The following is a 24,928-nucleotide window of genomic DNA, read 5'->3' as shown; positions in this document are numbered from 1 at the left end:
TACCGCTCAAGTCAGTATAAAATAAAGTCAGGTATAATTACAAGGGCGCATTTATCTCGGCGATCCTCAATCTTGCCTAATACTTTAAGTGGTAAAATTTTCCTTGGTACAGTCAGTTTTTTGTGTAATTTAAAATGCAGTTTGCCAGGGGGATGTCTGTCCACTCAGCAACTCACCTGCTGACCTTTGGTAGCTGAATGTCTGGCAAATAGAACCCCAAAAAAAGCGTGCTGATAAATTTATGTTGAATACCTCCTGCGTAGAAAGACCAGTCCAACCCCTCTCCGAGGCTGACCTAGGAGAACTTTGTTTAGACTCTACTCTCCAAGAATTGTCGCTTTACGATTTTCAGGTAGAAGCTACGGATTGGGGAATACGAATTTCTCAGATGTTAGAAGCTAATCCGCTGTTACCGGGAGTCATTGTGACCCATCAAGGTGAATTTGCCGGTATGATTTCCCGGCGGAGATTTTTAGAATTTATCAGCCGTCCTTTTGGGCGAGAATTATTTTTAAAGCGACCGGTGAGGGCTTTGTACCGCTTTGCCGAAACTGAGAGTTTAATTTTTCCCAGCAATACTTTAATCGTGGATGCAGCCAGGAAGTCGCTGTTGCGATCGAAAGAACTGCTTTACGAACCGATTGTGGTTCAAGTGTCGCCTCAAACTTATAGTTTGCTAGATGTGCACGAACTGTTAGTAGCTCAATCCAACATTCACGAACTAGCGACAAAATTGCTGAGGCAGCAAACTCAATCTCAACTAATTCAAACCGAAAAACTAGCGAGTTTGGGACAGATGGTAGCTGGAGTTGCCCACGAAATTAGAAATCCCGTCACCTGCATTAGCGGAAATATCGGGTTTTTGTCCAACTACTCGAAAGACATCATGGAGTTGCTGTCGGCTTACGAAGAGATTGTGGGTGACAGCGAAAAAATTGACAAACTCAAAAAACACATAGAATTTGATTTTTTGCAAGAAGATTGGGTGGAAATTCTCAAAAGTATGAAAGTTTCATCGCAGAGGCTGACCGAACTCGTCACCAGCCTGCACACCTTTTCTCACATGGACGAAGCCCACTTGAAGCAAGCTAACATTCACGAATGTATTGACAGTACGCTGCTAATTATGAAAAATCGTCTGAAGTACGGATTTAAAGTAGTTAAAAACTATGGGGATTTGCCTTTGGTAAAATGTTATTCGGGTCAGTTGAGCCAGGTATTTATGAATATCATCAGTAATGCGATCGACGCTTTGGAAGAGGTAAAAGCAGAAAAAGAATTTATGCCTGCGATTACTATTGAAACCGAGGTAATAGAAAGTTGTGACGGAGACTGTGTGAATTCGGAATTAATTCAAAATTATGTTAGGGGCGATAGACCAAATGCCAAACAGCTATTATCCGCCAGCCAAAACGGCGACTTATGCCCAGAATCTGCGGAAAAAAATCAAAATAACGCTTGGATAGCCATCCGAATTGCCGATAACGGGCCGGGAATTCCGCCCGAAATTCAGCGGCGGATTTTTGAGACATTTTTCACCACTAAACCGGCGGGGAAAGGTACCGGTTTGGGGTTGGCAATTACCCATCAAATTGTTACGGAAAAGCATAAAGGCAAGTTAAATTTGCATTCTACGCCCGGTACAGGTACTGAATTTGAAATTTTGTTGCCATGGATTTGAATGCCTGGGCGACTTGTCGATATCGATTTACCGCCCAAGCGGGGGCGGGTTTATTAGAGGAGCAATTTTAGGCGGAGATTGTTTGTAAAACCCGCCCCTACCAATCCGTTACGCTCGAAGCTGCACGGGCATTACCAAGAATGTAGCATTGACTCCGCCCAAAGGCTGGAAAATTACGGGGGCTAAAGCACCGTTTAATTGCAGTTGAATTTCTGGGGATTGAGCAGTTTTCAAAATGTCAATTAAGTATTTCACGTTGAAAGCAATATCGATGCTATCTCCCGAAATCTGTGCGGGCATTGACTCTTTGCCACAGCCGACATCTTTAGCATCTACAGACAAAGTAATTTCCTGATTTTCCTCGTCGATGCTGCATTTGAGAATATTGTTTTTTTGGTCTGCAAAAACGGCTATTCTTTCTACGGCTGCTAAGAACGATCGCCTTTCTAAGGTAATTTGTCGCTCAAAAGACGGTGGAATCAACTGCCGGTATGCGGGATATTGCCCTTCCAAGGTGCGGGTTGTCAGCCGCTGGTCTGCCCATTCAAACACTACTTGACCGTGTTCAAAATGCAGGGTGACAGGTTCAGTCCACTGGCGCATCACCAGCATTCTTTCTACTTCCCGCAATGCTTTAGCGGGGACTGTCACCTCAAATTCTTCTTGGGTTTCTTCGCCTTCAGCTTTTTCATTGGCAGTTTGAACTACTGCCAATCTGTGGCCGTCTGTAGCTGCAAATTCCAGGCAATCTTGCAATACCTTTAAATGCACGCCTGCAAGTACCTGTTTTGCCTCGTCGGGGCTAGTAGCAAATAAAGTTCCTTTGAGTCCTTCTATCAAGGCTTCCGGTGGCAATTTAAGGATTGTTCCGGCTTCGATTGCGGGCAATTCTGGGAATTCTTCCGGGCCCATGCCTCTAACTTGGTAGCTGCCAGAACTGCAAGTGAGATATGCTACGGTGTCTCCCGCTTCGTCTTCTAGAGTAATCTCTCCATCTGGGAGTCTCGAAACAATATCGTTGAGTAATTTAGCGGGTATGGTAAAACTGCCACCGCCAGTCACTTCTGCTGCGAAGCTGGTACGAATGCCTAAACTGAGATCGAAAGCTGTCAAGCTAACCCGCTGATTTTCCTCATCCGCGACTAAGAGCACGTTGGCTAGTACCGGATGTGTCGGGCGGGAGGGAACGGCCCGACTTACCAACGAGAGGTTGGCGTTGAGGTCACTTTGGGTGCAAACCAATTTCATTGTAGGAAGGTTAATTAACCGGATTTGAAACAGAAACAAATGGTATCACAGAAAGCCGGCGGGTCGGTTTTTCTGTGTGTAGGGCTTAAGCATGGGGCTAGAAACCGGGTTTCTAGGCAAAATTTTGCCTGTAAAAACGAGAAATCTTCCAAGAAACCGGGTTTCTGAGGTTAGTGCGCGTCGCGAATTATGTGTTTTGGGTGTGCAGGGATCGCTAGTATTTTTTAATTTATGGAATTATTTTTGTATCGATCGCCCTGTGGAAACTGTGGAAAAAAAAGCTAACTGCTTGCTGCGTGTCACTTATAGATAATAAATACCTGTGGAAAACTTGTGGAAAAACTGGTGCGGTCGATCGCCTTTTTTTGTGCAAAAGCTGTTTCGGGCGATCGAGTAAAGTTTTCCACAAACAGAGGGCAACTTTTCCACAGGTTTTTCCACAGGCAATATCGAATCCGGTGGCATCGAAAGTGTGGGTTTGTTTACGCTCACCCCGTCTGCACCGGTGCGTCGCTCAAAGATTGTGGATACTATTTAAGATTTAAGGGTGGCGACGCACCCTACGCCATGAGTGAATGTGTGAAAAGAGGTTCAAGTTTTGCGGCTGACAACGTTAATTCGATCGCTCAACTGACGCAAAGTTTGAGCCAAATTCGGGTCAGTGTTCCGCAACTGAGCAATTTTTTCGCAACTGTAAAGCACAGTCGTGTGATCTTTGCCACCGAACACTTCGCCAACTTTCGGCAAACTCAAACCAGTATGCTGCCGAATTAAATACATCCCTATTTGACGGGCAAGACTAATTTCTCGCCGCCTGGAACTGCCTTTCAAATCTTCAACAGAAACATCAAACTCCTCAGCCACAACTGCAATTACTGCATCTGGCGTTGCCTCTACACTTTCAGTTTGCGGATTCAAAACCGGGGCGATATTTTCCACAGTCATCGGCAAACCAGTAATTGAAAGATATGCTACCGCCCGAATCAAAGCACCTTCCAATTCCCGAACGTTGGAAGTGTAACTAGAAGCAATGTATTCAATGACATCTCGCGGCAGGCGCATATTTTCATACTCAGCTTTTTTCTGCAAAATTGCCATCCGAGTTTCCAAGTCTGGCAATTGAATGTCGGCAATTAATCCCATGGAAAATCGGGAACACAAACGCTCTTGCAGGCGGGGGATTTGCTGCGGCGGACGGTCAGAAGCTAAAACTACTTGGTTCCCGGCTTCGTGCAGAGTATTAAAAGTGTGGAAAAATTCTTCTTGAGTATATTCTTTACCTTCAATAAATTGGATATCATCTATTAATAAAACATCTGCCGCCCGATAATGGTCGCGGAAAGTTTGCATACTGTCTTTGCGAATGGCGGCGATTAAATCGTTAGTAAATTTCTCAGTAGAAACGTAAAAAATCTTGGCGTTGGGGTCAATTTCCAAGCGATAATGACCGATCGCCTGCATCAAATGAGTTTTGCCCAAACCAACGCCACCGCACAAAAATAGGGGATTGAATTCTCGGCCGGGAGACTCAGCTACCGCGAGGGAGGCTGCGTGGGCCATGCGGTTGTTGGAACCGACGACAAAGCGGGAAAATAGGTATTTGGGGTTTAAATTGGCGGGTTTGGGGGGGTGAAGCGAGTGGCTTTCCGGGACATCCGCGATGGGGGAGGGCCAAATTATGGCCGAGTCGCTGCTGCCGTCTGTTTCGTTTCCCCCGGCAATTGTCAAGTAAATGTCTACGGGATAGCCGAGAATTTCTGCGACTGCATCGGCAAGGATTTCTCTGTAATATTTTTGCAACCAATTGCGAGCAAAGGGGTTGGGGGCGCTGACGATCAAACAGTTATTTTCGAGTTGTTCTGCCCTGGCAGTTTTGATCCACGTCTCAAAGCTAGGTCTGCTCAGTTGTACCTGGAGACGTTCAAGTATCTGATTCCACAGACTTTCGAGGGGAATGTCCACTGCTCACCTCTGCCGATCGGCATTCAAGATATTAATTCTACAGTCTAGAGAGTTTAGTCCTCAGATGCTAAAGTTTAAGGGAGTCTGCCGTAGCACGGGCAAGGGCCCGACGCCATCGCCCACAAATTTGGCGGCTCTGCAGTCCTGCGCCAGCTATCGGGGAGCTGCTCAGCAAATATTTAGATTTGGCAGGAAAGCCTTAAAACATGGCAATGAAGAGTTCTACTGGCAAATTTTGGAAGCAACCGGCAATTTACATATTGCTGCTGGTAACGGGAGCCGGGGCCGCCATGTTGGGCGATCGTCTGACGGTTTCTCAATTTCGTGCAAATTCTGGCGATTCGGGACAAAGGGCGCTAGAACCGAAATTGCAACTGCCTCCTAATACAAAGGATCAAGCTAGGAAAGTCTTGCCGCCGGTTCCCTTGTCGGGGGACGCGGCTAATGTGAATTTTATTGTGGCTGCGGTGGCAAAAGTTGGCCCGGCAGTGGTTCGGATCGATGCTTCGCGCCTGGTGAAACCGGGAAATAGAGGGCTGTCGCCGGAAGATTTTTTTGGGATAGAACCGAATTCGGGTGGCCGGGGCGGGATCGAACGGGGCACTGGTTCGGGTTTTGTCATCGGTGCCGACGGCCTGATTCTCACTAACGCTCACGTTGTAGAGGGAGCCGATACGGTAAATGTAACTCTCAGGGACGGCCGCAGCTTTCAGGGGCGGGTGTTGGGGGCGGATAAGGTGACGGATGTGGCTGTGGTGAAGATTGAGGCGAATAATGTACCTGTGGTGACGATCGGCAATTCGGATAAGCTGTTGTCTGGGGAATGGGCGATCGCCATTGGCAATCCTTTGGGTTTGGACAATTCCGTAACTGCGGGGATTATTAGCGCTACGGGGCGATCGAGCACTGATGTGGGCGTACCCGACAAGCGGATCGGTTTTATTCAAACAGACGCTGCAATTAATCCGGGGAATTCTGGCGGCCCGCTGCTGAATGCTTCGGGCGAAGTTATTGGCATGAATACGGCGATTATTCAAGGTGCTCAAGGACTGGGGTTTGCGATTCCCATTCAGGCGGCCCAACAGGTGGCGAAGGAACTGATTACGACGGGGAAAGTCGAACACGCTTATTTAGGCATTGAAATGGCGACGCTGAATCCAGAGGTTAAGCAGCAAATTAACAGCAATGCTACCAGCAGCCTGCGAGTTGCAGTCGATCGGGGTGTGGCTATTGTTAGCGTTGTTCCTAATTCTCCGGCAGCCGCATCCGGTTTGCGGGCTGGAGATGTGATTCAAAAAATTAATAATCAGCCGATTATTCAGTCGGAAGCTGTTCAGGAGTTCGTGCAAAATGCTAAGGTTGGCGGGCTGTTGCAAATGGAAATTAACCGTAACGGGCAAATAGTTAATTTGACTGTTAAAACGGGAAGTTTGCCGGTTCAAAAAGTTGGATAAGAAGGAAAGCACGACACGGATTAGGACACGGATACACGGATTAATTATTGAGTGAGTAAGTTAGATTTTGTTCCTCCATTCAACCGACAAAACGGTAACAACAAATAACCAATAAGGACTAACCAATAACTATGGCAGAAATCTTACAAATCTCACAATTAGGAAATCCCGTATTGCGCCGCCGATCGCAAGTTGTCGAGAATATTAAAGACGATCGCATTCAAGAGTTGATTGACAGCTTAATATTTACAGTACAGCAGGCAAACGGAGTGGGGATTGCCGCCCCTCAAGCGGCTCAGTCCGATCGCCTGTTCATCGTCGCATCTCGCCCCAACCTGCGGTATCCCCAAGCACCCAACATGGAGCCCACAGCGATGATTAATCCCCGGATTGTGGCTGCATCAACAGAGACAGTCAAAGACTGGGAAGGCTGTTTGAGCATTCCGGGGATTCGGGGATTGGTGCCGAGAAGTAGGGCGATCGAGATAGAATACACCAGTAGAGACGGCAAACTCCACCGACAAGAATTGACAGACTTTGTGGCCCGAATTTTTCAACACGAACACGACCATTTAGATGGAATCGTGTTTTTAGACAGGGTGGAAAATACCCACGAACTGATGACTGAGGATGAGTACCAGCAGCAATTTGTCAAGCTGCTCTGACCATACGGGAGCAATTCTCCAATCCAAAATCCCAAATCCAAAATCTAAAATCTAAAATCGATTGACCGAGGACGAGTACCAAAAGCAATTTGTCAAGCTGCTCTGACAGTTGGTATAATTGTTAGCAGTAATATCAGAGATGTTGCAAACAGGAGAGCAAATGTCTATCAACTTAGAAAAAGGCGGGAGAATCAATCTCTCTAAAGAAGCACCGGGGCTAAAAAATGCCGGGATTGGTTTGGGATGGGATACCAATGCTACAGACACCGGCGCAGCGTTTGACTTAGATGCTTCCGTGTTTATGTTGGGGGCTACTGGCAAAATTCCCGGCGAAAAATACTTTGTTTTCTACAACAACAAGGAGTCGCCGGACACTTCTGTAATACATCTGGGAGATAGCAGAACCGGAGAAGGATTTGGCGATGATGAAACCGTTACAGTCGATTTAACCAAAGTCGATCCGGCGGTGCAAGAAATTGTGTTTGTGGTAACTATCCACGAAGCAGAATTGAGAAGGCAAAACTTCGGTCAAGTGCGGAATGCTTTTATCAGGATTTACGACACTACTACTAACACAGAAGTAACGAAGTACGATTTGGACGAGGATTTTTCTAGGGAGACAGCGGTAGAGTTTGGCAGACTTTACAAGAAAGACGGCGAGTGGAGGTTTCAAGCTGTAGGAGAAGGCTACAATTCCGGCTTGCAAAGCTTTGTAGATAAGTATGCCGGATAAAAGGTCGTTAGCGAAGCCCTCGAAGAGGATCGCTCCTAACTAAATAAATCGAGGGGAAATTCGGAAGCAGGAATATTTCCCTCGATTTTAAGCCAGACTCATGAGGTGACAAACCAGATGGGAATTCAATTAAAGAAGGGCGAAAGATTTAATCTTTCTAAAACATCTCCAAGTTTAACAAAAGTTGCGATCGCCCTGGGATGGGAAATAGCAACTGAACTAAATTTTTCAGACTCAAACCAGCAAAGCTGCGATATCGATGCCTCGGTTTTTGCATTAGGTACGGACGGCAAAATCCCCGATGAAAGATACTTTGTATTTTACAATAACTCGCAGTCGCCGGACGGAGCGATCGCCCATTCGGGAGATAATCAAACCGGTCAAACTCAAGGGGATGACGAGACAATTGATGTAGACTTGGAAAAAGTAACGGCTGCTGTTGAGGAAATGGTTTTTGTGGTCACGATTCACGACGCACAAGCTAAACATCAAAATTTTAGCCAAATCAGAAATGCTTTTATCCGATTGTACGATCGCCAAACCGGCAGCGAACTAGCGCGCTATGATTTAACAGAAGCTTTTTCTGAAGAAACAGCAGTCGAGTTTGGACGGTTGTATAAAAAAGAGGCAGCTTGGAGATTTCAGGCCGTAGGACAAGGATATAAAGCAGGGTTGCAGAGTTTTGTTGACAAGTATCATTCAGAGATTCAACAGCCAGAAAAACCTGCACAACGTACAGTAGAACTGCCTAGATTACCAGTTATTGAAGATAGCCACAAAAGTCAGAAAGCTATAGCATTAGACAAAAAGCTTCAGGAGAAAGCGCCGCACATTTTCAATCTCGCTAAGAAAGCAGATATCTCGCTCAAGAAAGCAAATCTAACAAATCACAATGCTCAAGTAGCGCTTTGCCTTGATATTTCTGGTTCCATGTCTTCGCTATACAGTTCAGGAAAAATTCAGCGTTTGGCAGAGAAGATTTTGGCTTTGGGATGTCGGTTTGATGACAACGCAGCGATCGACATATTTCTGTTTGGAGTCAACCCCCACAATCCCGGTGAAATGTCGATCGACAATTTCTCAAACTTCATCGACCATATACTGCAACAGTATCCTTTAGAAGGAGGTACTTACTACGGTAAAGTGATGAAGGAAATTAGAAACTTCTATTTTCCTGACGGTAGGGGTAGCAGGCGCAACGCAGGTATTAAAGCCGATCGACCTGTCTACGTGATGTTTGTGACTGATGGAGCCACTGCGGACGAATCGGAAACCAAGCAGCAGCTACAATGGTCGTCCTATGAGCCGATATTTTGGCAGTTTATGGCGATCGGTAAGTCGCAGAAAGATGTCAAAAGTAAGGGAGTTCGCGGGTGGTTAGCAAGAGCAGTAGCGAGCGATTTTAGCTTTTTAGAGCAGCTTGACCAAATGGGCGATCGCTACCTAGACAACGCCGATTTCTTCAGTTTAGAAGACCCGGAACATATTGCCGATGAGGAATTATACGATTTGTTGACAGCAGAATATCCGAATTGGGTAAAATCAGCACGAATCAAAAATCTCTTACCCTAGAAACAGCTTTTGCCGACAAACAAAATGCTAGCTTAGGGCAATCATTCAACTTCACCATAAACCTTACAAAATCACAAAACTATGGCTATCAACTTAACAAAAGGACAATCAATAGTTCTCAGCAAAAGCGAATACGACTTGTCCAGACTGACAATGGGTTTGGGCTGGGATGTGGCACAAACTAAAAAAGGTCTTTTCGGCCGAAGCAGCGGTGCAAATTTTGACTTAGATTCCTACGCTATGCTGTTGGGAGAAAATGGCAAAATAAAGAACTACAAAGAGGATGTAATTTATTACTCTCATTTGGAGTCAAAGGACAAAACAGTTGTTCACTCAGGCGACAATCTCACGGGCGAGGGAGAGGGAGACGACGAACAAATAGTGGTGAAACTGAGTTCTTTGCCAGGAGAATATCACAAAATTATTTTGGGCGTAAATATTTACGATGGAAAAGAGAGAAAACAGCATTTCGGCCTGGTAGAAAATGCTTTCGTGAGAGCTGTAGATGCCGCAGGCAAAGAAATCGCTCGCTATCGCTTGTCAAATGACCCATCTTATGAAGGAAAATTAAATATGTTGATGGGAGAAGTCTATCGAGAAGGCGGCGAGTGGAAGTTTAAGGCTTTGGGAAATCCTTTGGCTGAAGATATGAACGGTGTTGTCGGTTCGTTTATGCGGTGATATCAAATCTGTTAAATTCAGGCTTGTAGGGGCGGGTTCACCCAAAATACCTGTCAATAATTGACAATCTATATAAACCCGCCCCCTCCCAGCCCGCCATCAAAATGCACATTTTCCGTAGAATTGTAGGGGCGGGTTAACCAACAATATTAGCCAATAATTGACGATATAAATAAACCCGCCCCCCTCCAACGGTAAATCGCAATGCACATTTTCTGCATAATTGTAGGGGCGGGTTAACCAACAATATTAGCCAATAATTGACGATATAAATAAACCCGCCCCCCTCCAACGGTAAATCGCAATGCACATTTTCTGCATAATTGTAGGGGCGGGTTTCACCAAAATATTAGCCAATAATTGACGATATAAATAAACCCGCCCCCCTCCAACGGTAAATCGCAATGCACATTTTTAGTATTTGATCGAAGTCAAGGTTGATGTAGGTTATTTGTCGGGTGGGGGCGGGTTTATATAGATTGTTTGTGGGAATTAAATGTTATTCGTGAACCCGCCCCTACAAAAAATTACGAATCAATCTTTGACCGGCCGCATTGTCGGGAACATCACCGCATCGCGGATGCTTTGAGTATTAGTTAAAAGCATCACCAATCTGTCTACACCGATACCCATTCCCGCACAATTAGGCATTCCCAAAGATAAAGCTTGAATAAAGTCTTCATCCATTGGATGCGCTTCATCATCGCCCGCATTTTTCTGTGCTAACTGTTCCTCAAACCGCTTTCTTTGCTCTTTCGGATCGTTCAATTCTGAGAAGCCGTTCGAGTATTCTGTACCGTTGATAAATAGCTCGAAACGTTCTACAAATCCGGGCTTGCTGCGATGTCCTTTTGCTAAGGGACTGACTTCAACAGGGTAGTCGATAATGAATGTAGGTTGAATGAGTTTGGGAACAACTAATTTATCAAAAACTGCATACAGCACGTAGCCTAAACTCTGTTGTTCTAACTTAGACAGGTGCAATTCTAACTTGGTTGCAGAGTCGATCGCACTTTCCAAGTCCAAACTGTCAAAATCCAGCCCAAACTCGTCTCTGACAGCTTCTACCATCGTTTTCACTTGCCAGTGTTTGCCCTTGAAACCGGGATATTTTTCGCTGTAGTCGAACTTGCGTTCTAAACTAATCGTTTCCCCCTGATTTTCAATTTCCTTGACATCCCCAAATACCGCCGCCGCTGCGAAACATATCACGTCTTCGACTACTCCTAAAATGTCGAAAACATCAGCATAAGCTTGGTAAACTTCTAAAGAGGTAAACTCAGGATTGTGGGTGCTGTCAATGCCCTCATTCCTAAATGCTTTCCCTAGTTCAAAGACTCGCTCGAAACCGCCGCAAATTGCTCTTTTTAAGAATAATTCTGGAGCGACTCGCAAATACAAATCTACCTCTAAAGCATTGTGGTGAGTGATGAATGGCTTAGCAGCAGCACCGCCGTAAATAGCTTGCAGTGTTGGCGTTTCTATTTCGTAAAAATTGGCTTGCCAGAGATAGGAACGGATGCTTTGAACGATGCGGCTTCGCAGCATAAAACGGTTGAGCGCATCTTGGTTGCTTGCCAAATCCATTTCGCGGTGACGGCGGCAAACTTCGGGGTCGTTAATTCCATAATAAGAATCGGGAAATTGAATGGTAGCTTTTGATAAAAGCTTGAATTCCCTCACTAAAATAGAAAGTTCTCCCCTGGGGGTGCGGCAGCCGATACCTTCGACACCGACAAAATCGCCGACATCGAGCAATTTTTTAATTTGTTCAAAGCTCAAACCGACTTCGCCGGTGACGATTGCTTTCTCGATTTTGAGTTGAATTTTGTCTGTGGCGTCTTTTAAATCGATGAAACCAATTTTGCCGCTGTCTCGCTTGGAAGTGATGCGGCCAGCTAATCGCAGGGAAATTTCTTCGGGGTCACTTTGTCCGTTTTCGAGTTCTTTTCCCGGCTGACTAAATATTTCGCGAACTTGCTTGGCTGTGTGCGATCGCGCGTAGGATTCACTGGGATACGGTTCTATGCCTTGCGATCGCAGTTCGTCTACTTTTTGACTGCGGACTTCGGCTTCACTGAGAGTCATTAGTTATTGCCTGATTAAAATTACAAATATCTGACATCTTGCACTATTCTGGCGATCGTGCGATCGAGCGTTGCTCAAATCAACGCCCCACACGAAAATTCCTCTTTGTGGAACAGGCATCTTGCCTGTTCGCGATCGAGCTGCAAAATGTCAGAAACACCAAACTCTATCATAACTGGGTGGCTTTGAGAGCCAATTTGCCAAATAAATAAGTTACACCCTCTCGTACCCCGATCTCACAGATCCGCACTCGCCCCAGAAATATCTCCGATAAAAATTTACAATCGACTGCACAAAGCGACCGAAACATTAAAAAATTAAGTTGTCTGTCGATCGCAACAGGTGAGATGATATGTAGTGCAGCCTCACGGCAGTTCCACAGAAACTGAACAGCAGAAACGCGAGCGATCGAACTCGGCTCATCGCACCTCTGTCAGAATCGACCACACACACTCTCTCTTAACATATAAAAACCAGAATTATGGCTGTTGCAACCCAATCACTCGAAGAACTCTGCATCAACTCTATCCGCTTTTTGGCCATCGATGCGGTAGAAAAAGCAAAATCAGGACACCCGGGACTGCCGATGGGCGCTGCCCCTATGGCCTTCGTGCTGTGGGATCGGTTCATGCGGTTCAACCCCAAAAACCCCAAATGGTTTAACCGCGATCGCTTCGTCCTCTCCGCCGGCCACGGCTGTATGCTACAGTACGCCCTCATGTACTTGACCGGCTACGATAGCGTCACCCTCGACGACATCAAGCAATTTCGTCAGTGGGAATCCAAAACCCCCGGACACCCCGAAAACTTCGTCACCGAAGGCGTAGAAGTTACCACTGGCCCCCTGGGACAAGGAATTGCTAATGCCGTCGGTTTGGCAATGGCAGAAGCTCACCTCGCTGCTAAGTTTAACAAGCCCGACCATAAAATTGTTGACCACTACACCTATGTCATCATGGGTGACGGCTGCCACATGGAAGGCATTTCTGGCGAAGCTTGTTCTTTGGCCGGACACCTCGGACTCGGCAAATTAATTGCTTTGTACGATGACAATCACATTTCTATTGAAGGCGACACAAGCTTGGCCTTTACTGAAGATGTGGGCAAGCGTTTTGAAGCTTACAATTGGCACGTTATTACAGTAGACAATACCGCTCTAGACGAAGATACTAACCTAGAAGCAGTTCACAAAGCTATTGAAGAAGCCAAAAAAGTCACGGACAAACCGTCCATGATTAAAGTCCGCACAGTTATTGGTTACGGTTCTCCTAACAAGCGCAATTCTTACAGTTCTCACGGTGCTGCTTTGGGTACCGATGAAGTGAAAGCAACTCGTGATTTCTTGAAGTGGGAACACGCACCGTTTGAGATTCCTGATGATGCTTTGTCACACTTCCGCAAAGCAGTCGATCGCGGTGCTCAAGCTGAGCAAGAATGGCAGAAAGCTTTTGATGCTTATAAAGCAGCATATCCTGCAGAAGCAGCAGAATATGAGCGCACAGTGGCCGGCAAACTTCCTGAAGGTTGGGATAAAGTTTTGCCGACATACAAGGCAGAAGATAAAGCCGATTCGACTCGGAATCATTCTGGAAAATGTTTGAATGCTTTGGCAGGTGTGTTACCTGAATTGATCGGCGGTTCCGCTGACTTGGCATCTTCTAACATGACTTTGCTTAAGGGTGAAAAAGACTTCCAAAAAGGTCAGTACGAAGGACGTAACCTGCGCTTTGGTGTGCGGGAACACGGCATGGGTGCGATCGCCAACGGTATGCTTTTGCACGGCGGTTTAATTCCTTACTGCGCCACTTTCTTGGTATTTGCTGACTATATGCGGGGAGCAATTCGCCTCTCTGCACTCTCGGAAGCTGGAGTTATTTACGTAATGACTCACGACTCCGTAGCCTTGGGCGAAGACGGCCCAACTCACCAACCCGTGGAAACCATCGCTTCTCTGCGCGTAATTCCCGATTTGTTGGTAATGCGCCCTGCGGATGGTAACGAAACATCCGGCGCTTACAAAGTGGCCGTTGAAAGCCGCACTCGCCCAACTTTAATGGCTTTGTCGCGCCAAAATCTGCCCAACTTGGCCGGAAGTTCGATCGAAGGAACAGCCAAAGGCGCTTACATTTTGTCCGACGACGGCGGCACTCCCGACATCATTTTAATCGGCACCGGCGGCGAAACCTACCTCTGCGTTGATGCCGCTGAAAAATTGCGCGCCGCAGGTAATAAAGTGCGCGTAGTTTCGATGCCTTGCTGGGAATTGTTCGACTTACAAGATGCCGCTTACCGCGAATCTGTACTGCCGAAAGCTGTTACTAAGCGGTTGGCCGTTGAAGCAGGTTCTAGCTTCGGCTGGGGACGTTATTTGGGTTCTGAAGGCGATAGCCTCAGTATTGACAGATTCGGTGCTTCTGCACCGGGCCCGGTTGCTTTAGAAAAGTTTGGCTACACCGTTGATAATGTGGTAGCTAAGGCTCAGGCGCTGTTGGGCTAATAGCAGCAGCATAATTTTTGGTGGGGCGGGCTTCGGGCTCGCCCCATTTTTTATAGCAGAAGGAAGAAGTTCGGCAACGGATTCGCTTCCTTCCGATGTAACGGATGGATGGAAGAAGGCTTTAGTTATTTAGAAGATAAGGAAGAAGGAAGGAAAAGCTAAAATCTAAAATCTAAAATCGGCATCTAGGGTTTCACTTCGTCATACCTCACATCTTGCACCATTGTCAGGAACAGGCTTTTCTGCCTGTTCCACAAGAAAATTCATCTCTTGTGGAACAGGCAGAAAAGCCTGTTCATAAAAGGATTGAGAATGGTGCAACATATGAGTTATACCCAACCTAGAGCTCGCTACAGCTCGCGAATCATTGAGAATTGCTATATTAAGACTTACGGAAGAAAAACCAGTTTCTACCACTATATTCGGTTTGGCAACGAGATTTTTATGAAGAAACCGGGTTTTTAGCCCCCCGTGCCTCCATAACTGTATATTTCAGAGAGTTAAGATAAGTTATAAGTTATTGCCTTAAATTACTCCTTCCCCATTTGCCATTCCGTTTATGATTTGGAATTTTTTAAATCACCTGTTATTCACGGGAAATTATATTCCTCAAGGCTACTGTTACCTTTGGCCGCCAGAGCTAGTCGCACTCCACATAGTGTCAGACTCTATCATTGCCCTGGCTTACTATTCAATACCCCTCTCGCTAATTTATTATTTTATCTTTCAGCGAAAAGACTTGCCCTTTCGCAATATCTTTTGGCTGTTTGCAGCCTTTATTATCTCCGGCGGCACTACTCATGTGATGGAAGTTTGGACGCTTTGGCATCCTGTTTATTGGGTTTCTGGGATTCTAAAAATTATTACCGCCGCGATTTCTGGTTACACCGCTTTTGCATTAATTCCTTTCGTTCCCCAAGCCTTAACTCTCCTGAGTCCAACTCAATTAGGGATGATCGATTCAATACTGCAAAAAGAAATAATTGAACGCCGAGAAACGGAAGCTCGCTATCAAACTTTAACTGAAGCTTCGCCGGTGGGAATATTTTATGCAGATGCTGGAGGAGACTGCTTGTATGTCAACGAACGCTGGTGTCAAATTTCGGGAATAACTTGTGATGAAGCTTTGGGCAAAGGGTGGTTGCAAGGCATTCATCCAGACGATCGCGATCGGGTTTGTTCTGAATGGTATAGCGCCGCGCAGGAGAAATTGCCGTTTAAATCTGAGTACCGCTTTCAAGGCATTAATCACCCTCAAATCAGTTGGGTATTCGGTCAATCTGTCGGTCAAATCGGAGAAAATGGGGAGGTTAAAAGTTATGTGTGTACTATTACTGATATTACAGAACGCAAGCAGATAGAAGAGGAAAATCGACGGCTCAATGAAACTCTGGAGCATCGAGTTTCTGAGCGCACTGCTCAAATCGAAATTTCTAACCACCAATTGCAAAAAGAAATAGCTTACCGCGAAAAAATTGCTCTCACTTTGTTGGAATTGACGCAACTGCAAAATGCTATTCTTAATAGCGCTAACTACACAATTATTTCTACCGATTCCGACGGTACAATTAAAACATTTAATCGGGCGGCAGAGCAACTTTTAGGTTATTCGCTAGAAGAAGTAGTGGGGAAAGTCACCATAGCAATAATTCACGAGCCTCTGGAGGTCGCTCAAAGAGCTGAAGTTCTTTCTCAAGAATTGGGAGTTAAAATAGAGCCGGGAATTCAAGTATTATTTACCTTGCCGTGCCGGGAAATCGCGGACGAAAATGAGTGGACTTATATTCGCAAAGATGGTTCGCGGTTTCCGGTACTGCTGTCGGTGACGGCCTTATTTGATAGTAGCGGAAATATTAACGGTTTTTTGGGTATTGGTCAGGATATTAGCGATCGCAAACAAGCAGAAAAAGAGCTGCGTGACCTCACAAATGCCATGCAAAATACCGTGGAAGGCATTTCGCTGCTTGATATTGAGGGACGCTACGTGAAGGTTAACCGAGCTTACGCTCATAAATGCGGTTACGAACCGGAACAAATGCTTGGCATGGAATGGCAGCTTACCGTACATCCGGGCGATGTTGAGATGATGCTCTCAGCTTATCAGGAAATGTTAATTTCTGGGAAAGTAGAAGTTGAAGCTAGAGGAGTCCGAAAAAATCGCTCGTTTTTTTATAAGCAATTAACGATGGTAAAATCTTGCGACGCACAAGGGATATTTAACGGCCACCACTGTTTTATGAAAGATATCACTGAGCGCAAACTAACTGAAACAGCTTTGCAGGAAAGCGAATTTAAGTACAGGCAAATAGTTGAATTAGCAGAAGAAGGTATTTGGGTAATTGACAGAAATGGTCTCACGAATTACGTAAACCACGCAATGGCGCGTATGCTAGGTTATAGTGAATTAGAAATGTTCGGTCGCCCACTTTTTGAGTTCATGGACAAATCGGAAAAAGAAAAAGCTCTCGATCATATCGAGCGACGGAAGCAAGGTATTGGCGATCAACACGAATTTAAATTCAAAAGCAAGGACGGCAAAGATATTTGGACTCATATGTCTACCAGTCCAGTCATGGACTCCCAGGATAATCTGCTGTCTTGTTGCGCCTTGGTTTACAACATTACAAGCCGCAAAGAAGCAGAGCAGCAAATGCTGCAACTGACAGAAGATTTGAAGCGTTCCAACGAGGAATTAGAACAATTTGCTTATGTGGCTTCCCACGATTTGCAAGAACCGCTCCGAGCCGTTACCAGTTACACTCAATTGCTTGCCCAGCGCTATCAAGGAAATTTGGACGATCGCGCAGATAAGTATATTCATTATATTGTCGATGGCGCCACCAGAATGCAGCAGTTAATTAACGATTTGTTGGCGTATTCGCGCCTGGGAACGAGGGGTCAGGAGTTTGAGCAGGCGGACTGCAACGCTGTGGTTAAGCAAACTATGTGCAATTTGCAAATTGCGATCGCCGAAACAAAAGCTGTAATCACCTGCGACGCGATGCCAACCGTGATGGCGGATGAATTTCAACTGGTGCAATTATTCCAAAATTTGGTCGCCAACAGCATCAAATTTTGTCGCCAAGATATCCCGTTGATTCATATCGCTGCCTGCAGGCAAGAGAGTGAATGGGTGTTCAGTGTCCGCGATAACGGCATTGGCATCGATCCGCAGTATGCCGATCGCATTTTCATCATTTTTCAACGCCTGCACGGACGCCGCCAATATTCCGGTACTGGTATAGGTTTGGCGATGTGCAAGCGCATTGTTGAACGCCACGGCGGTCGCATCTGGGTGGAATCCCAAGAGGGAAAAGGAGCGACTTTTTACTTCACTATTCCTATAATTAGTACCTGAAGCCTCAAAATTCAATTTTGTTTTTATACTTTAAAGGATACGCCAGTTATGAGCGATCGAAGCACTGTTAGACCTATAGAAATTCTGCTGATTGAGGATTCTCCCAGCGATGCGGATTTGGCAAGAGAAGTCCTCAGTCAGGGTAAAATATTGAATAACTTGCATTTTGTGGAGGATGGAGTCGAAGCAATCAAGTTTTTGCGCCAAAAAGAGCCCTATCTCAGGGTACCTCGTCCTGATTTGATTTTGCTCGATTTGCATCTGCCGAAAAAAAGCGGTATTGAAGTGCTAGAAGAAATTAAAACTGACCCCAACTTAAAATTAATTCCTGTAGTAATTCTCAGCACTTCAGCAGCGCCGGAAGATATTTTTAAGTCATACTCCCTCCACGCCAACTGTTACATAACAAAACCGGTAGACTTCATAGAATTTACTAAAGTAGTCAGGTTAATTGAGGAATTCTGGCTGGCCGTCGTCAAACTTCCTCTAAATTAAACGAACAGATGCTTCGCTTATGAGCGCTCTAATTTTTTTTAACCTATGGAAATTATGCTGGTGGATGATTTGCTCAGCGAGGCTGAATGGGGTTTATAAAAGCTGGCTACCAGCCAATTTTTAACAATTTGCCTAAGAGTAGGAAATATGGTATTAGCAATAAAATTTTTGAATAAAGAAGGCTTTTCTGTTCGGGTTTGCGTCCCGATTTAATTCTGCTGGACTTAATTTTGTATAAAAAAACGGTTGGTAAATATTGATATAAATTAATTCAGCACTCAAGTTAAAAATGATTCCGGTGGTAATTATGACAAAATCCATAGCCGATGAAGAGATTCTCAAGTCTTATGCCCTGTCAGCCCGGTGCTACATCACTAAGCCTATCGATTTTAGTCAAGTCGCTAAGCTGGTGAGATGGATTGAGGATTGGTGGCTGGTGGTGGTGACAGTTCCCAAATAATAATTTTCAAGTTGAAAATGGCAAGGGAAAGCAAAAAAGTTTAACCTAAGATTGGTAGAGTAAAAATTTTACAGTCAAAAACGTCTAAGCTATGTGGATTAAGATTCTGTTAGTAGAAGACAATCCTGCTGATGCTGATTTACTTGCAGAACTGTTAGAAGTATCTGTGGGCGTCGAGTGGGAACTGGTGTCTGTTGAGTTCCTGCATGAGGCGATCGCACAATTGTGTAAACAACCCTTTGATGTCGTTTTGCTCGACCTTTCTTTGCCCGACAGCCGCGGTTTGGAAACCCTAACTCGCCTGCGAGAAGTTGCTCCTGATGTGCCAATGGTGGTAATGACAGGCTTGGACGATGAGGCGATCGCCCTAGAAGCAGTTCGCTTGGGAGCTCAAGACTATATTGTTAAAGGTCAAATTACTACTCAATTATTAGTGCGGACGATCCGCTACGCGATCGAACGATCTCAAACATTTCAAATGCTGCGGGAAAGCGAGCGCCGCTTTCGGGCGATTTTTGACTCGTCGTTTCAGCTAACCAAGCTGCTGACTCCGCAAGGAATTGTGCTGGAAGTCAACGAGACAGCCCTCGATTTTGCCGGATTGCGATCGGAAGGTATTGTGGGCCGCCCAATTTGGGAAATGGCGATTTGGGCCCAGTCGCCACAGGTTTCCGAACAATTGCAATTCGCGATCGGCAAAGCAAGTCGGGGCGAGTTTTTCCGCAGCGAAATCGACTTATTAGGCAAAAGCGGCCAAATTATGACAGTTGATTTCTCACTGAAACCTGTTAAAAATGAAACAGGACAAGTTTTGCTGCTGATTGCCGAAGCCCGTGACATTAGCGATCGCAAACGAGCAGAAGCGGAAATTCTCAAAGCCCTCGCACGAGAAAAGGAACTTTCACAACTGCGAGCTAAATTTGTCACAATGGTTTCCCACGAGTTCCGCACACCTTTGACAACCATCCAATTTTCCGCTGGATTGCTGCAAGATTACAGTTCTCAGTGGCCCCAAGATAAAAAATCTACTCATTTTGTGCGGATTCAATTAGCAATTAAACGCATGACAGAGTTATTAGAAGATATCCTCGTAATTGGCAAAATCGAAGCCAATACCTTGCAGTTTCAACCGGTTTCCTTAAACCTCGAAAAATTTTGCCGTCAACTGGTAGAAGAGCAGCAGCTCAACGACAGCAACCAACACCCGATCGCCTTTCAATATGAAGGCGGCAACTGCGATGCTCAAATGGATGAAAAACTGCTGCAGCAAATCTTGGGAAATGTCCTCTCAAATGCCATCAAATATTCCCCCGTCGGCAGTACAGTTTCCTTGCACCTCAACTGTCAAAACAACGAAGCTGTGTTCCAAGTTCAAGACCGGGGCATCGGCATTCCCCAAGCCGATCGAGAGCGGATATTAGAAACTTTTTACCGAGCTCCAAATGTCGGCACTATTTCGGGAACAGGTCTCGGTTTAGCAATTGTGAAGAGGGCTGTGGAACTTCACGGCGGCCAACTCGCGATCGAGAGTCAAGAAGGAAAAGGCACAACTTTCACTATTACCTTGCCTTTAATTTACACCCCCAGTCAATAACAACTGAATTATTAACTATACATATCCGCAATTTAACGATTAATTAAGCCCCTAACAAACAAACTTATCAAGTATCTGAACCCAGAATTTTTACGAAAAACTACTAACTACAAGGAGCTAGCACCGTGGCTAAGATTTTGGTAATAGAAGACGAAGAAGCGATTAGAGAGAATATTTTAGAGTTGCTGGAAGCCGAGAATTTTGAAGGAATAGGAGCGAGTAATGGCCAAGTCGGCATCAAATTGGCGATCGAAAAAATCCCCGACTTAATTTTGTGCGACATGATGATGCCGGAAGTAGACGGTCACGGCGTCATCAAAGCTTTGCGCTCCGAACCATTGACTGCCACAATTCCGTTTATTTTCCTCACAGCCAAAGCCGATAAAGTTGACATTCGCACGGGCATGGAACTGGGAGCTGACGATTACATTACTAAGCCCTGTACGCCCCAAGAACTGCTAAAAGCCATTGCTATTAGACTTGAAAAACAAAAAACAATTAGCCGACAATCTCAAAAGACGCTAGACGAATTACGCACTAATATTAGTATGTCGCTGCCCCACGAATTGCGGACTCCTTTGAATGCAATTCTGGGCTTTTCTGAGCTAATTCTGTCAGAATATCAGGTCTTAGAGGAATCAGATATCTTAGAGATGATCGGTCAAATTCAAACTTCCGGTCATCGCTTGTATCGGCTGATTCAGAACTTTTTGCTGTATGCAGAACTGGAGATAGCAGCCACCAATCCCGAACTGCTAAAGGAGATGCGAAACAGCGAATTTAGCTGTGTAAAATCTTTGCTGAGTCAAAAAGCGCGGCAGCAAGCAAAACACGCGAATAGAACAGACGATTTACAATTGAACTTGCAAGATTCATCGGTAGCCATTGATTCTGTGAGGCTCGCAAAAATAGTTGAAGAATTATTGGACAATGCCTTCAAATTTTCTTTAGAAGGAACGCCTGTTTTATTAAGCACTTTCGTCGAAAATCAGACTTTTATTCTGTCTGTTAAAGACCAAGGCCGCGGTATGACTACCGATCAGATTGCACAGCTAGAAGCTTACAGGCAGTTCGATCGCAGACTTTACCAACAAGCAGGTTTGGGATTGGGTCTGGCCATCGTTCAACGCCTTGTAGAATTGCACGGAGGAGAATTTAAAATAGAAAGTTTTCCGCAGCAAGAAACCATAGTTTGCGTTTCCCTGCCTGTCTAAACCATTTTAGATTTTAGATTTTAGATTTTAGAATTGGGGATGATTTACTAGATCAGGGTTGGGATATTCCCTACAGTTGCATTATTTTGGGAAAATCCTATCAACAATATAGCAACCGTGGCCGATGATTGGGAAGTTTTTAATCGCACTTTCCCCATGCGATCGATTGCTTCTTCCTTCTGCTATTATGCAGGAGCGATCGCGCCTTTCAGACACCGCTGCATATAAATTTGAGCTACCTTATCATTAGGGTTGATTTCTAAGCAGGCCGAAAACAATCTTATAGCTTCGCCACACCTATCACTATTGTAGAGTACCAAAGCTTGCTCAAAGATTGTCTTTGTCTCTAACTTTTTCTGTCGTAACTCTGGCGGATCGGCCGCAAATACTTCATAAAGTGTTACCATTCGGGATTTGCCTTTAACTGTTACGCGATCGATCAACCTCAAATCATAAATATTGTTTAACTGTATAAAAGTATTGTGAGTAATTAACATCGAAACTTCATACTCTTTCGTTAAAGTTTCCACGCGGGAGGCTAAGTTTACCGCATCGCTAATCACCGTGCTGTCCATCCGACTTTGGCCGCCCACCGTGCCTAACATCAAAGAACCTGTATTGATGCCAATGCCAATTTGCAGCGGCGGGCCATCGACCTGATTACGACTAATATTATATTCGTTAAGCTCTTCTAGCATTGCAATTCCAGCTTTCACAGCATCGTCCGCACTGCCATCAAACAGCGCCATAATCGCATCGCCAATGTATTTGTCAATAAAACCAAAATTGTCAGTAATTGCCGGTTCCATCCGGGACAAATAACCATTAATAAATTTAAAATTTTCTTCGGGATTCATCCTTTCCGAAAGAGAAGTGAAATCGCGGATATCTGAAAACAGCACCGACATTTCTTTCTGTACCTGATCGCCTAATTTGACTTCCAGAATACTTTCATATCCCAGAAAGTGGAGAAATTGGTGCGGCACAAACCGCCCGTAAGCATCTGTTAATTTTTCTTCCGCTGCTAAAGCTTTTTGCAACTCGTCTGTGAATTGGCGGCGCTCGGTTTCTACCTCTAGACGTTCCGTGATGTCTTGAAAAGCCGCGATGGCGTAAACTATGTTTTTCCGTTCGTCGTAGATTGGAGTCGCCCAAACCTCGATCGGCACAATCCGATCCGATCCATGAACTTCTAGATCGTCCATACGCACAAATTCTCCCCGCAACGCCCGAACAATCGGTTGGCTATCCCTGGGATACAATTGATTAGTTCCAGCGTCGTAAAAATGATAAGCTTCAGGAAATTGCTCAGTACCCCCATCAAAAATTAAACCTTGGGCTAGTATCCTTTCGCCCCAAGAATTCATGTAAAAAGGTTTACCCTTACCATCCACAACAAATATTCCTACTGGCATCGCTTCCAGGAATTGAGTCAATCGGCTTTCGTTTTCTGACAGTGCCTCATTTAACTTTTCTTCGGCTGCCAAAGCTTTTTCTAAATCATTAGTAAACCTAATTCGTTCCACTTCTACCTGTCTTTGCAAACTAATATCCTTAGCAAAACCCTGATAGTAAAGCACTTCACCGTTAGCATCATAAACTGTGCGCGCATACTCAGAAATCCAGATAATGCTGCCATCTCGACAGTAAACCTGAGACTCAAACTCACACAGAGTACCGTGCTGTTTCATCAGCCCCAAAAACTCTTGACGGCGGTTCGGTTCCACGTACAATTGCTGCTGAATATCATTAATACTTTCTATCAATTCTGACGCAGAATCGTAGCCGTAAATTTCCGCCAGAGCAGGATTCGCACTGATAAAATGTCCGTCCGGCGTCGTCTGAAAAATACCTTCTAGAGCATTTTCAAATATCCCGCGATACTTCTCTTCAGCTTGAATTAGCGCCGCTTCAGCTTCCTTGCGTTCACTTATGTCACTAAAAGCAATAATCGCATAGGAAATGTCTCCTGTAGAATCATAAATTGGAGTTGCCCAACTCTCTACAGGAATAATTTTATTAGCTGTACGAATTTCTACACCCTCAGTCCGCACATTTTCGCCCCTAAGCGCCCGCATAATTGGCAATTCTTCCACAGGGCATCTCTGATTAGTCCCGGTTTTATAGAATTGATAAATAGCTGCTTTTTGCTCTGAATTAATATGTGGCACAGTGCCTTTGCCAAATACATCCCGCGCTTTCTGGTTAGCGTAGAAAGATTGCCCGTTTGCATCAAGTACACACACGCCCAATGGCATAGCTTCTAAATATTGCGTCAAGCGACTTTCGTTTTCATGGAGTTTGGCAATCAGCATCGCCTGCTTGCGGTTTAATTTTACCAACTCCTGATTCATTTCCTGCAGTTCTCTTTGTTTTTCCGCTAATTGTTTATCTTGAAAATATCTATATATTGCCTCAGTGACCGTTAATTTTAAGTCATCACATTGCCAAGGTTTAGGTATATATCGGTACAATTTAGCATAGTTAATAGCATTGGCTACCGCATCCAAATCGGCCTGGCCCGTCAGCATGATTTTGAGACAGTTCGGCGAGATAGCATGAACGCTCCTTAATAGTTCGTCTCCTTTCATGCTAGGCATGATATGATCCGAAATAACCAAAGGAACTTCATACTGTTCTGCTAAAAGTTCTGACAGCAACTCTAAAGCTTCTTCGCCACTTTGGGCCGTTTCAATTAAATATTTATCTTCAAAGGCTTTTAGGAGGTCTATTTCCAGACTATCGAGTATAGTCTGCTCATCATCCACACAAATAATGACTGGTTTTTTCATAAATTTGCTAGACCAGACTTAATCGCTTCAATTAATTCTTGATTCTGCCAAGGTTTTTCTATGAAAGCATGAAGATTAGCTTGATTTTTTGTGCGTTCGATTGCTTCTTTGTCGGCTTGTCCTGTCAGCATCACTGTCACAATTTGCGGATATTTTTGGTGGATTTTAATCAGCAACTCATCTCCTTTCATTCCGGGCATCAACCAATCAGAGACAATTACTAAAATATTAACCTCAGCTTCACAGAGCTCTTCAATAATTTCCAGGGCCTCGGCAGCACTTTCAGCAAATTCGCAAAGATATTTACCGTTAAATGCCTGTTGCAGTTCAATTTCCAGACTTTCCAACACTCCTACTTCATCGTCCACACACAAAATTGCTGATTTAGACATCGCTAGTTTCCTTCTTTAGTGGGGTAGGGTGAACCCCCATGG

General features: G+C 44.9%; 18 protein-coding genes. 12 read left to right on the top strand and 6 right to left on the bottom strand.

The annotated features are described in order from the left end of the window. The first annotated feature begins 241 nt into the window (after positions 1-241). Positions 242-1,681, top strand: coding sequence for an ATP-binding protein (locus QT973_RS12775; protein ID WP_333056770.1), 1,440 nt, complete (start codon positions 242-244; stop codon positions 1,679-1,681). A gap of 108 nt (positions 1,682-1,789) precedes the next feature. Here the strand turns inward: QT973_RS12775 and dnaN are convergent, their stop codons facing one another. From dnaN to dnaA, 3 genes are all read right to left on the bottom strand, one after another. Continuing rightward, positions 1,790-2,929 (bottom strand): DNA polymerase III subunit beta, encoded by a 1,140-nt coding sequence (gene dnaN, locus QT973_RS12770; protein WP_006632140.1) that lies wholly within the window; start codon positions 2,927-2,929, stop codon positions 1,790-1,792. Between the two features lie 303 nt (positions 2,930-3,232). Further along, a complete protein-coding gene (locus QT973_RS12765; RefSeq protein ID WP_333056771.1) occupies positions 3,233-3,421 on the bottom strand; it encodes a hypothetical protein in 189 nt (62 codons plus the stop codon). A gap of 99 nt (positions 3,422-3,520) precedes the next feature. Continuing rightward, positions 3,521-4,891, bottom strand: coding sequence for a chromosomal replication initiator protein DnaA (gene dnaA / locus QT973_RS12760; protein WP_333239379.1), 1,371 nt, complete (start codon positions 4,889-4,891; stop codon positions 3,521-3,523). Between the two features lie 212 nt (positions 4,892-5,103). On the opposite strand from dnaA, the gene QT973_RS12755 reads away from it, so the two are divergent. The 5 genes from QT973_RS12755 to QT973_RS12735 all read left to right on the top strand — a co-directional run bounded on the left by QT973_RS12755 (position 5,104) and on the right by QT973_RS12735 (position 9,996). Further along, entirely contained in the window at positions 5,104-6,345 is a 1,242-nt protein-coding gene (locus QT973_RS12755) for an HhoA/HhoB/HtrA family serine endopeptidase (protein ID WP_333056773.1), read from the top strand. 131 nt (positions 6,346-6,476) lie between these two features. After that, positions 6,477-7,010, top strand: a complete 534-nt coding sequence (def, locus tag QT973_RS12750; protein WP_333056774.1) for a peptide deformylase — start codon at positions 6,477-6,479, stop codon at positions 7,008-7,010. Between the two features lie 160 nt (positions 7,011-7,170). Then, on the top strand, positions 7,171-7,743 hold the full coding sequence (locus QT973_RS12745) for a TerD family protein (RefSeq protein WP_333056776.1): 573 nt from the start codon (positions 7,171-7,173) through the stop codon (positions 7,741-7,743). Positions 7,744-7,860: 117 nt separating this feature from the next. After that, complete coding sequence (locus tag QT973_RS12740) at positions 7,861-9,315, top strand: TerD family protein (protein ID WP_333233160.1); 1,455 nt, start codon at positions 7,861-7,863, stop codon at positions 9,313-9,315. 81 nt (positions 9,316-9,396) lie between these two features. Beyond that, entirely contained in the window at positions 9,397-9,996 is a 600-nt protein-coding gene (locus QT973_RS12735) for a TerD family protein (RefSeq protein WP_333056778.1), read from the top strand. Positions 9,997-10,530: 534 nt separating this feature from the next. On the opposite strand, the gene lysS is transcribed toward QT973_RS12735, so the two are convergent. After that, the gene (lysS, locus tag QT973_RS12730; protein WP_333269937.1) at positions 10,531-12,084 is read right to left on the bottom strand and encodes a lysine--tRNA ligase; all 1,554 of its coding nucleotides are present in this window, start codon (positions 12,082-12,084) and stop codon (positions 10,531-10,533) included. A 481-nt stretch (positions 12,085-12,565) separates the two neighbouring features. Between lysS and tkt the strand changes: the two genes are divergently transcribed. The 6 genes from tkt (at position 12,566) to QT973_RS12700 (ending at position 21,702) form a co-directional block, all read left to right on the top strand. After that, a complete protein-coding gene (gene tkt / locus QT973_RS12725) occupies positions 12,566-14,581 on the top strand; it encodes a transketolase (RefSeq protein WP_333056780.1) in 2,016 nt (671 codons plus the stop codon). A gap of 559 nt (positions 14,582-15,140) precedes the next feature. Continuing rightward, a complete protein-coding gene (locus QT973_RS12720) occupies positions 15,141-17,939 on the top strand; it encodes a PAS domain S-box protein (protein WP_333056781.1) in 2,799 nt (932 codons plus the stop codon). 48 nt (positions 17,940-17,987) lie between these two features. Continuing rightward, the gene (locus QT973_RS12715; RefSeq protein WP_333056782.1) at positions 17,988-18,434 is read left to right on the top strand and encodes a response regulator; all 447 of its coding nucleotides are present in this window, start codon (positions 17,988-17,990) and stop codon (positions 18,432-18,434) included. Between the two features lie 307 nt (positions 18,435-18,741). Continuing rightward, entirely contained in the window at positions 18,742-18,894 is a 153-nt protein-coding gene (locus QT973_RS12710; protein ID WP_333056783.1) for a hypothetical protein, read from the top strand. A 91-nt stretch (positions 18,895-18,985) separates the two neighbouring features. Continuing rightward, on the top strand, positions 18,986-20,488 hold the full coding sequence (locus QT973_RS12705) for an ATP-binding protein (RefSeq protein ID WP_333209123.1): 1,503 nt from the start codon (positions 18,986-18,988) through the stop codon (positions 20,486-20,488). A 125-nt stretch (positions 20,489-20,613) separates the two neighbouring features. Next, entirely contained in the window at positions 20,614-21,702 is a 1,089-nt protein-coding gene (locus QT973_RS12700; RefSeq protein WP_333391451.1) for a response regulator, read from the top strand. Positions 21,703-21,887: 185 nt separating this feature from the next. Here the strand turns inward: QT973_RS12700 and QT973_RS12695 are convergent, their stop codons facing one another. Together QT973_RS12695 and QT973_RS12690 are read right to left on the bottom strand one after the other, a co-directional pair. After that, positions 21,888-24,494, bottom strand: coding sequence for a PAS domain S-box protein (locus QT973_RS12695; protein WP_333209126.1), 2,607 nt, complete (start codon positions 24,492-24,494; stop codon positions 21,888-21,890). Then, positions 24,491-24,886, bottom strand: a complete 396-nt coding sequence (locus QT973_RS12690) for a response regulator (RefSeq protein ID WP_333056787.1) — start codon at positions 24,884-24,886, stop codon at positions 24,491-24,493. Before QT973_RS12690 ends, QT973_RS12695 begins: the two co-directional genes overlap by 4 nt. Positions 24,887-24,928: the final 42 nt, after the last annotated feature.

This window comes from Microcoleus sp. Z1_A1, from assembly GCF_036700305.1.
Taxonomy (GTDB): Bacteria; Cyanobacteriota; Cyanobacteriia; order Cyanobacteriales; family Microcoleaceae; genus Microcoleus.
The sequence above is the reverse complement of the archived record's forward strand: the minus strand, read 5'-3'. Positions and strand labels throughout refer to the sequence as shown.

Excerpts from the sequence above, each read along its gene's own strand:
- QT973_RS12775 (WP_333056770.1), top strand. The coding sequence starts at position 242 with ATGTTGAATACCTCCTGCGTAGAAAGACCAGTCCAACCCCTCTCCGAG.
- dnaN (WP_006632140.1), bottom strand. The coding sequence starts at position 2,929 with ATGAAATTGGTTTGCACCCAAAGTGACCTCAACGCCAACCTCTCGTTG.
- QT973_RS12755 (WP_333056773.1), top strand. The coding sequence starts at position 5,104 with ATGAAGAGTTCTACTGGCAAATTTTGGAAGCAACCGGCAATTTACATA.
- def (WP_333056774.1), top strand. The coding sequence starts at position 6,477 with ATGGCAGAAATCTTACAAATCTCACAATTAGGAAATCCCGTATTGCGC.
- QT973_RS12745 (WP_333056776.1), top strand. The coding sequence starts at position 7,171 with ATGTCTATCAACTTAGAAAAAGGCGGGAGAATCAATCTCTCTAAAGAA.
- QT973_RS12740 (WP_333233160.1), top strand. The coding sequence starts at position 7,861 with ATGGGAATTCAATTAAAGAAGGGCGAAAGATTTAATCTTTCTAAAACA.
- QT973_RS12735 (WP_333056778.1), top strand. The coding sequence starts at position 9,397 with ATGGCTATCAACTTAACAAAAGGACAATCAATAGTTCTCAGCAAAAGC.
- lysS (WP_333269937.1), bottom strand. The coding sequence starts at position 12,084 with ATGACTCTCAGTGAAGCCGAAGTCCGCAGTCAAAAAGTAGACGAACTG.
- tkt (WP_333056780.1), top strand. The coding sequence starts at position 12,566 with ATGGCTGTTGCAACCCAATCACTCGAAGAACTCTGCATCAACTCTATC.
- QT973_RS12720 (WP_333056781.1), top strand. The coding sequence starts at position 15,141 with ATGATTTGGAATTTTTTAAATCACCTGTTATTCACGGGAAATTATATT.
- QT973_RS12715 (WP_333056782.1), top strand. The coding sequence starts at position 17,988 with ATGAGCGATCGAAGCACTGTTAGACCTATAGAAATTCTGCTGATTGAG.
- QT973_RS12710 (WP_333056783.1), top strand. The coding sequence starts at position 18,742 with ATGACAAAATCCATAGCCGATGAAGAGATTCTCAAGTCTTATGCCCTG.
- QT973_RS12705 (WP_333209123.1), top strand. The coding sequence starts at position 18,986 with ATGTGGATTAAGATTCTGTTAGTAGAAGACAATCCTGCTGATGCTGAT.
- QT973_RS12695 (WP_333209126.1), bottom strand. The coding sequence starts at position 24,494 with ATGAAAAAACCAGTCATTATTTGTGTGGATGATGAGCAGACTATACTC.
- QT973_RS12690 (WP_333056787.1), bottom strand. The coding sequence starts at position 24,886 with ATGTCTAAATCAGCAATTTTGTGTGTGGACGATGAAGTAGGAGTGTTG.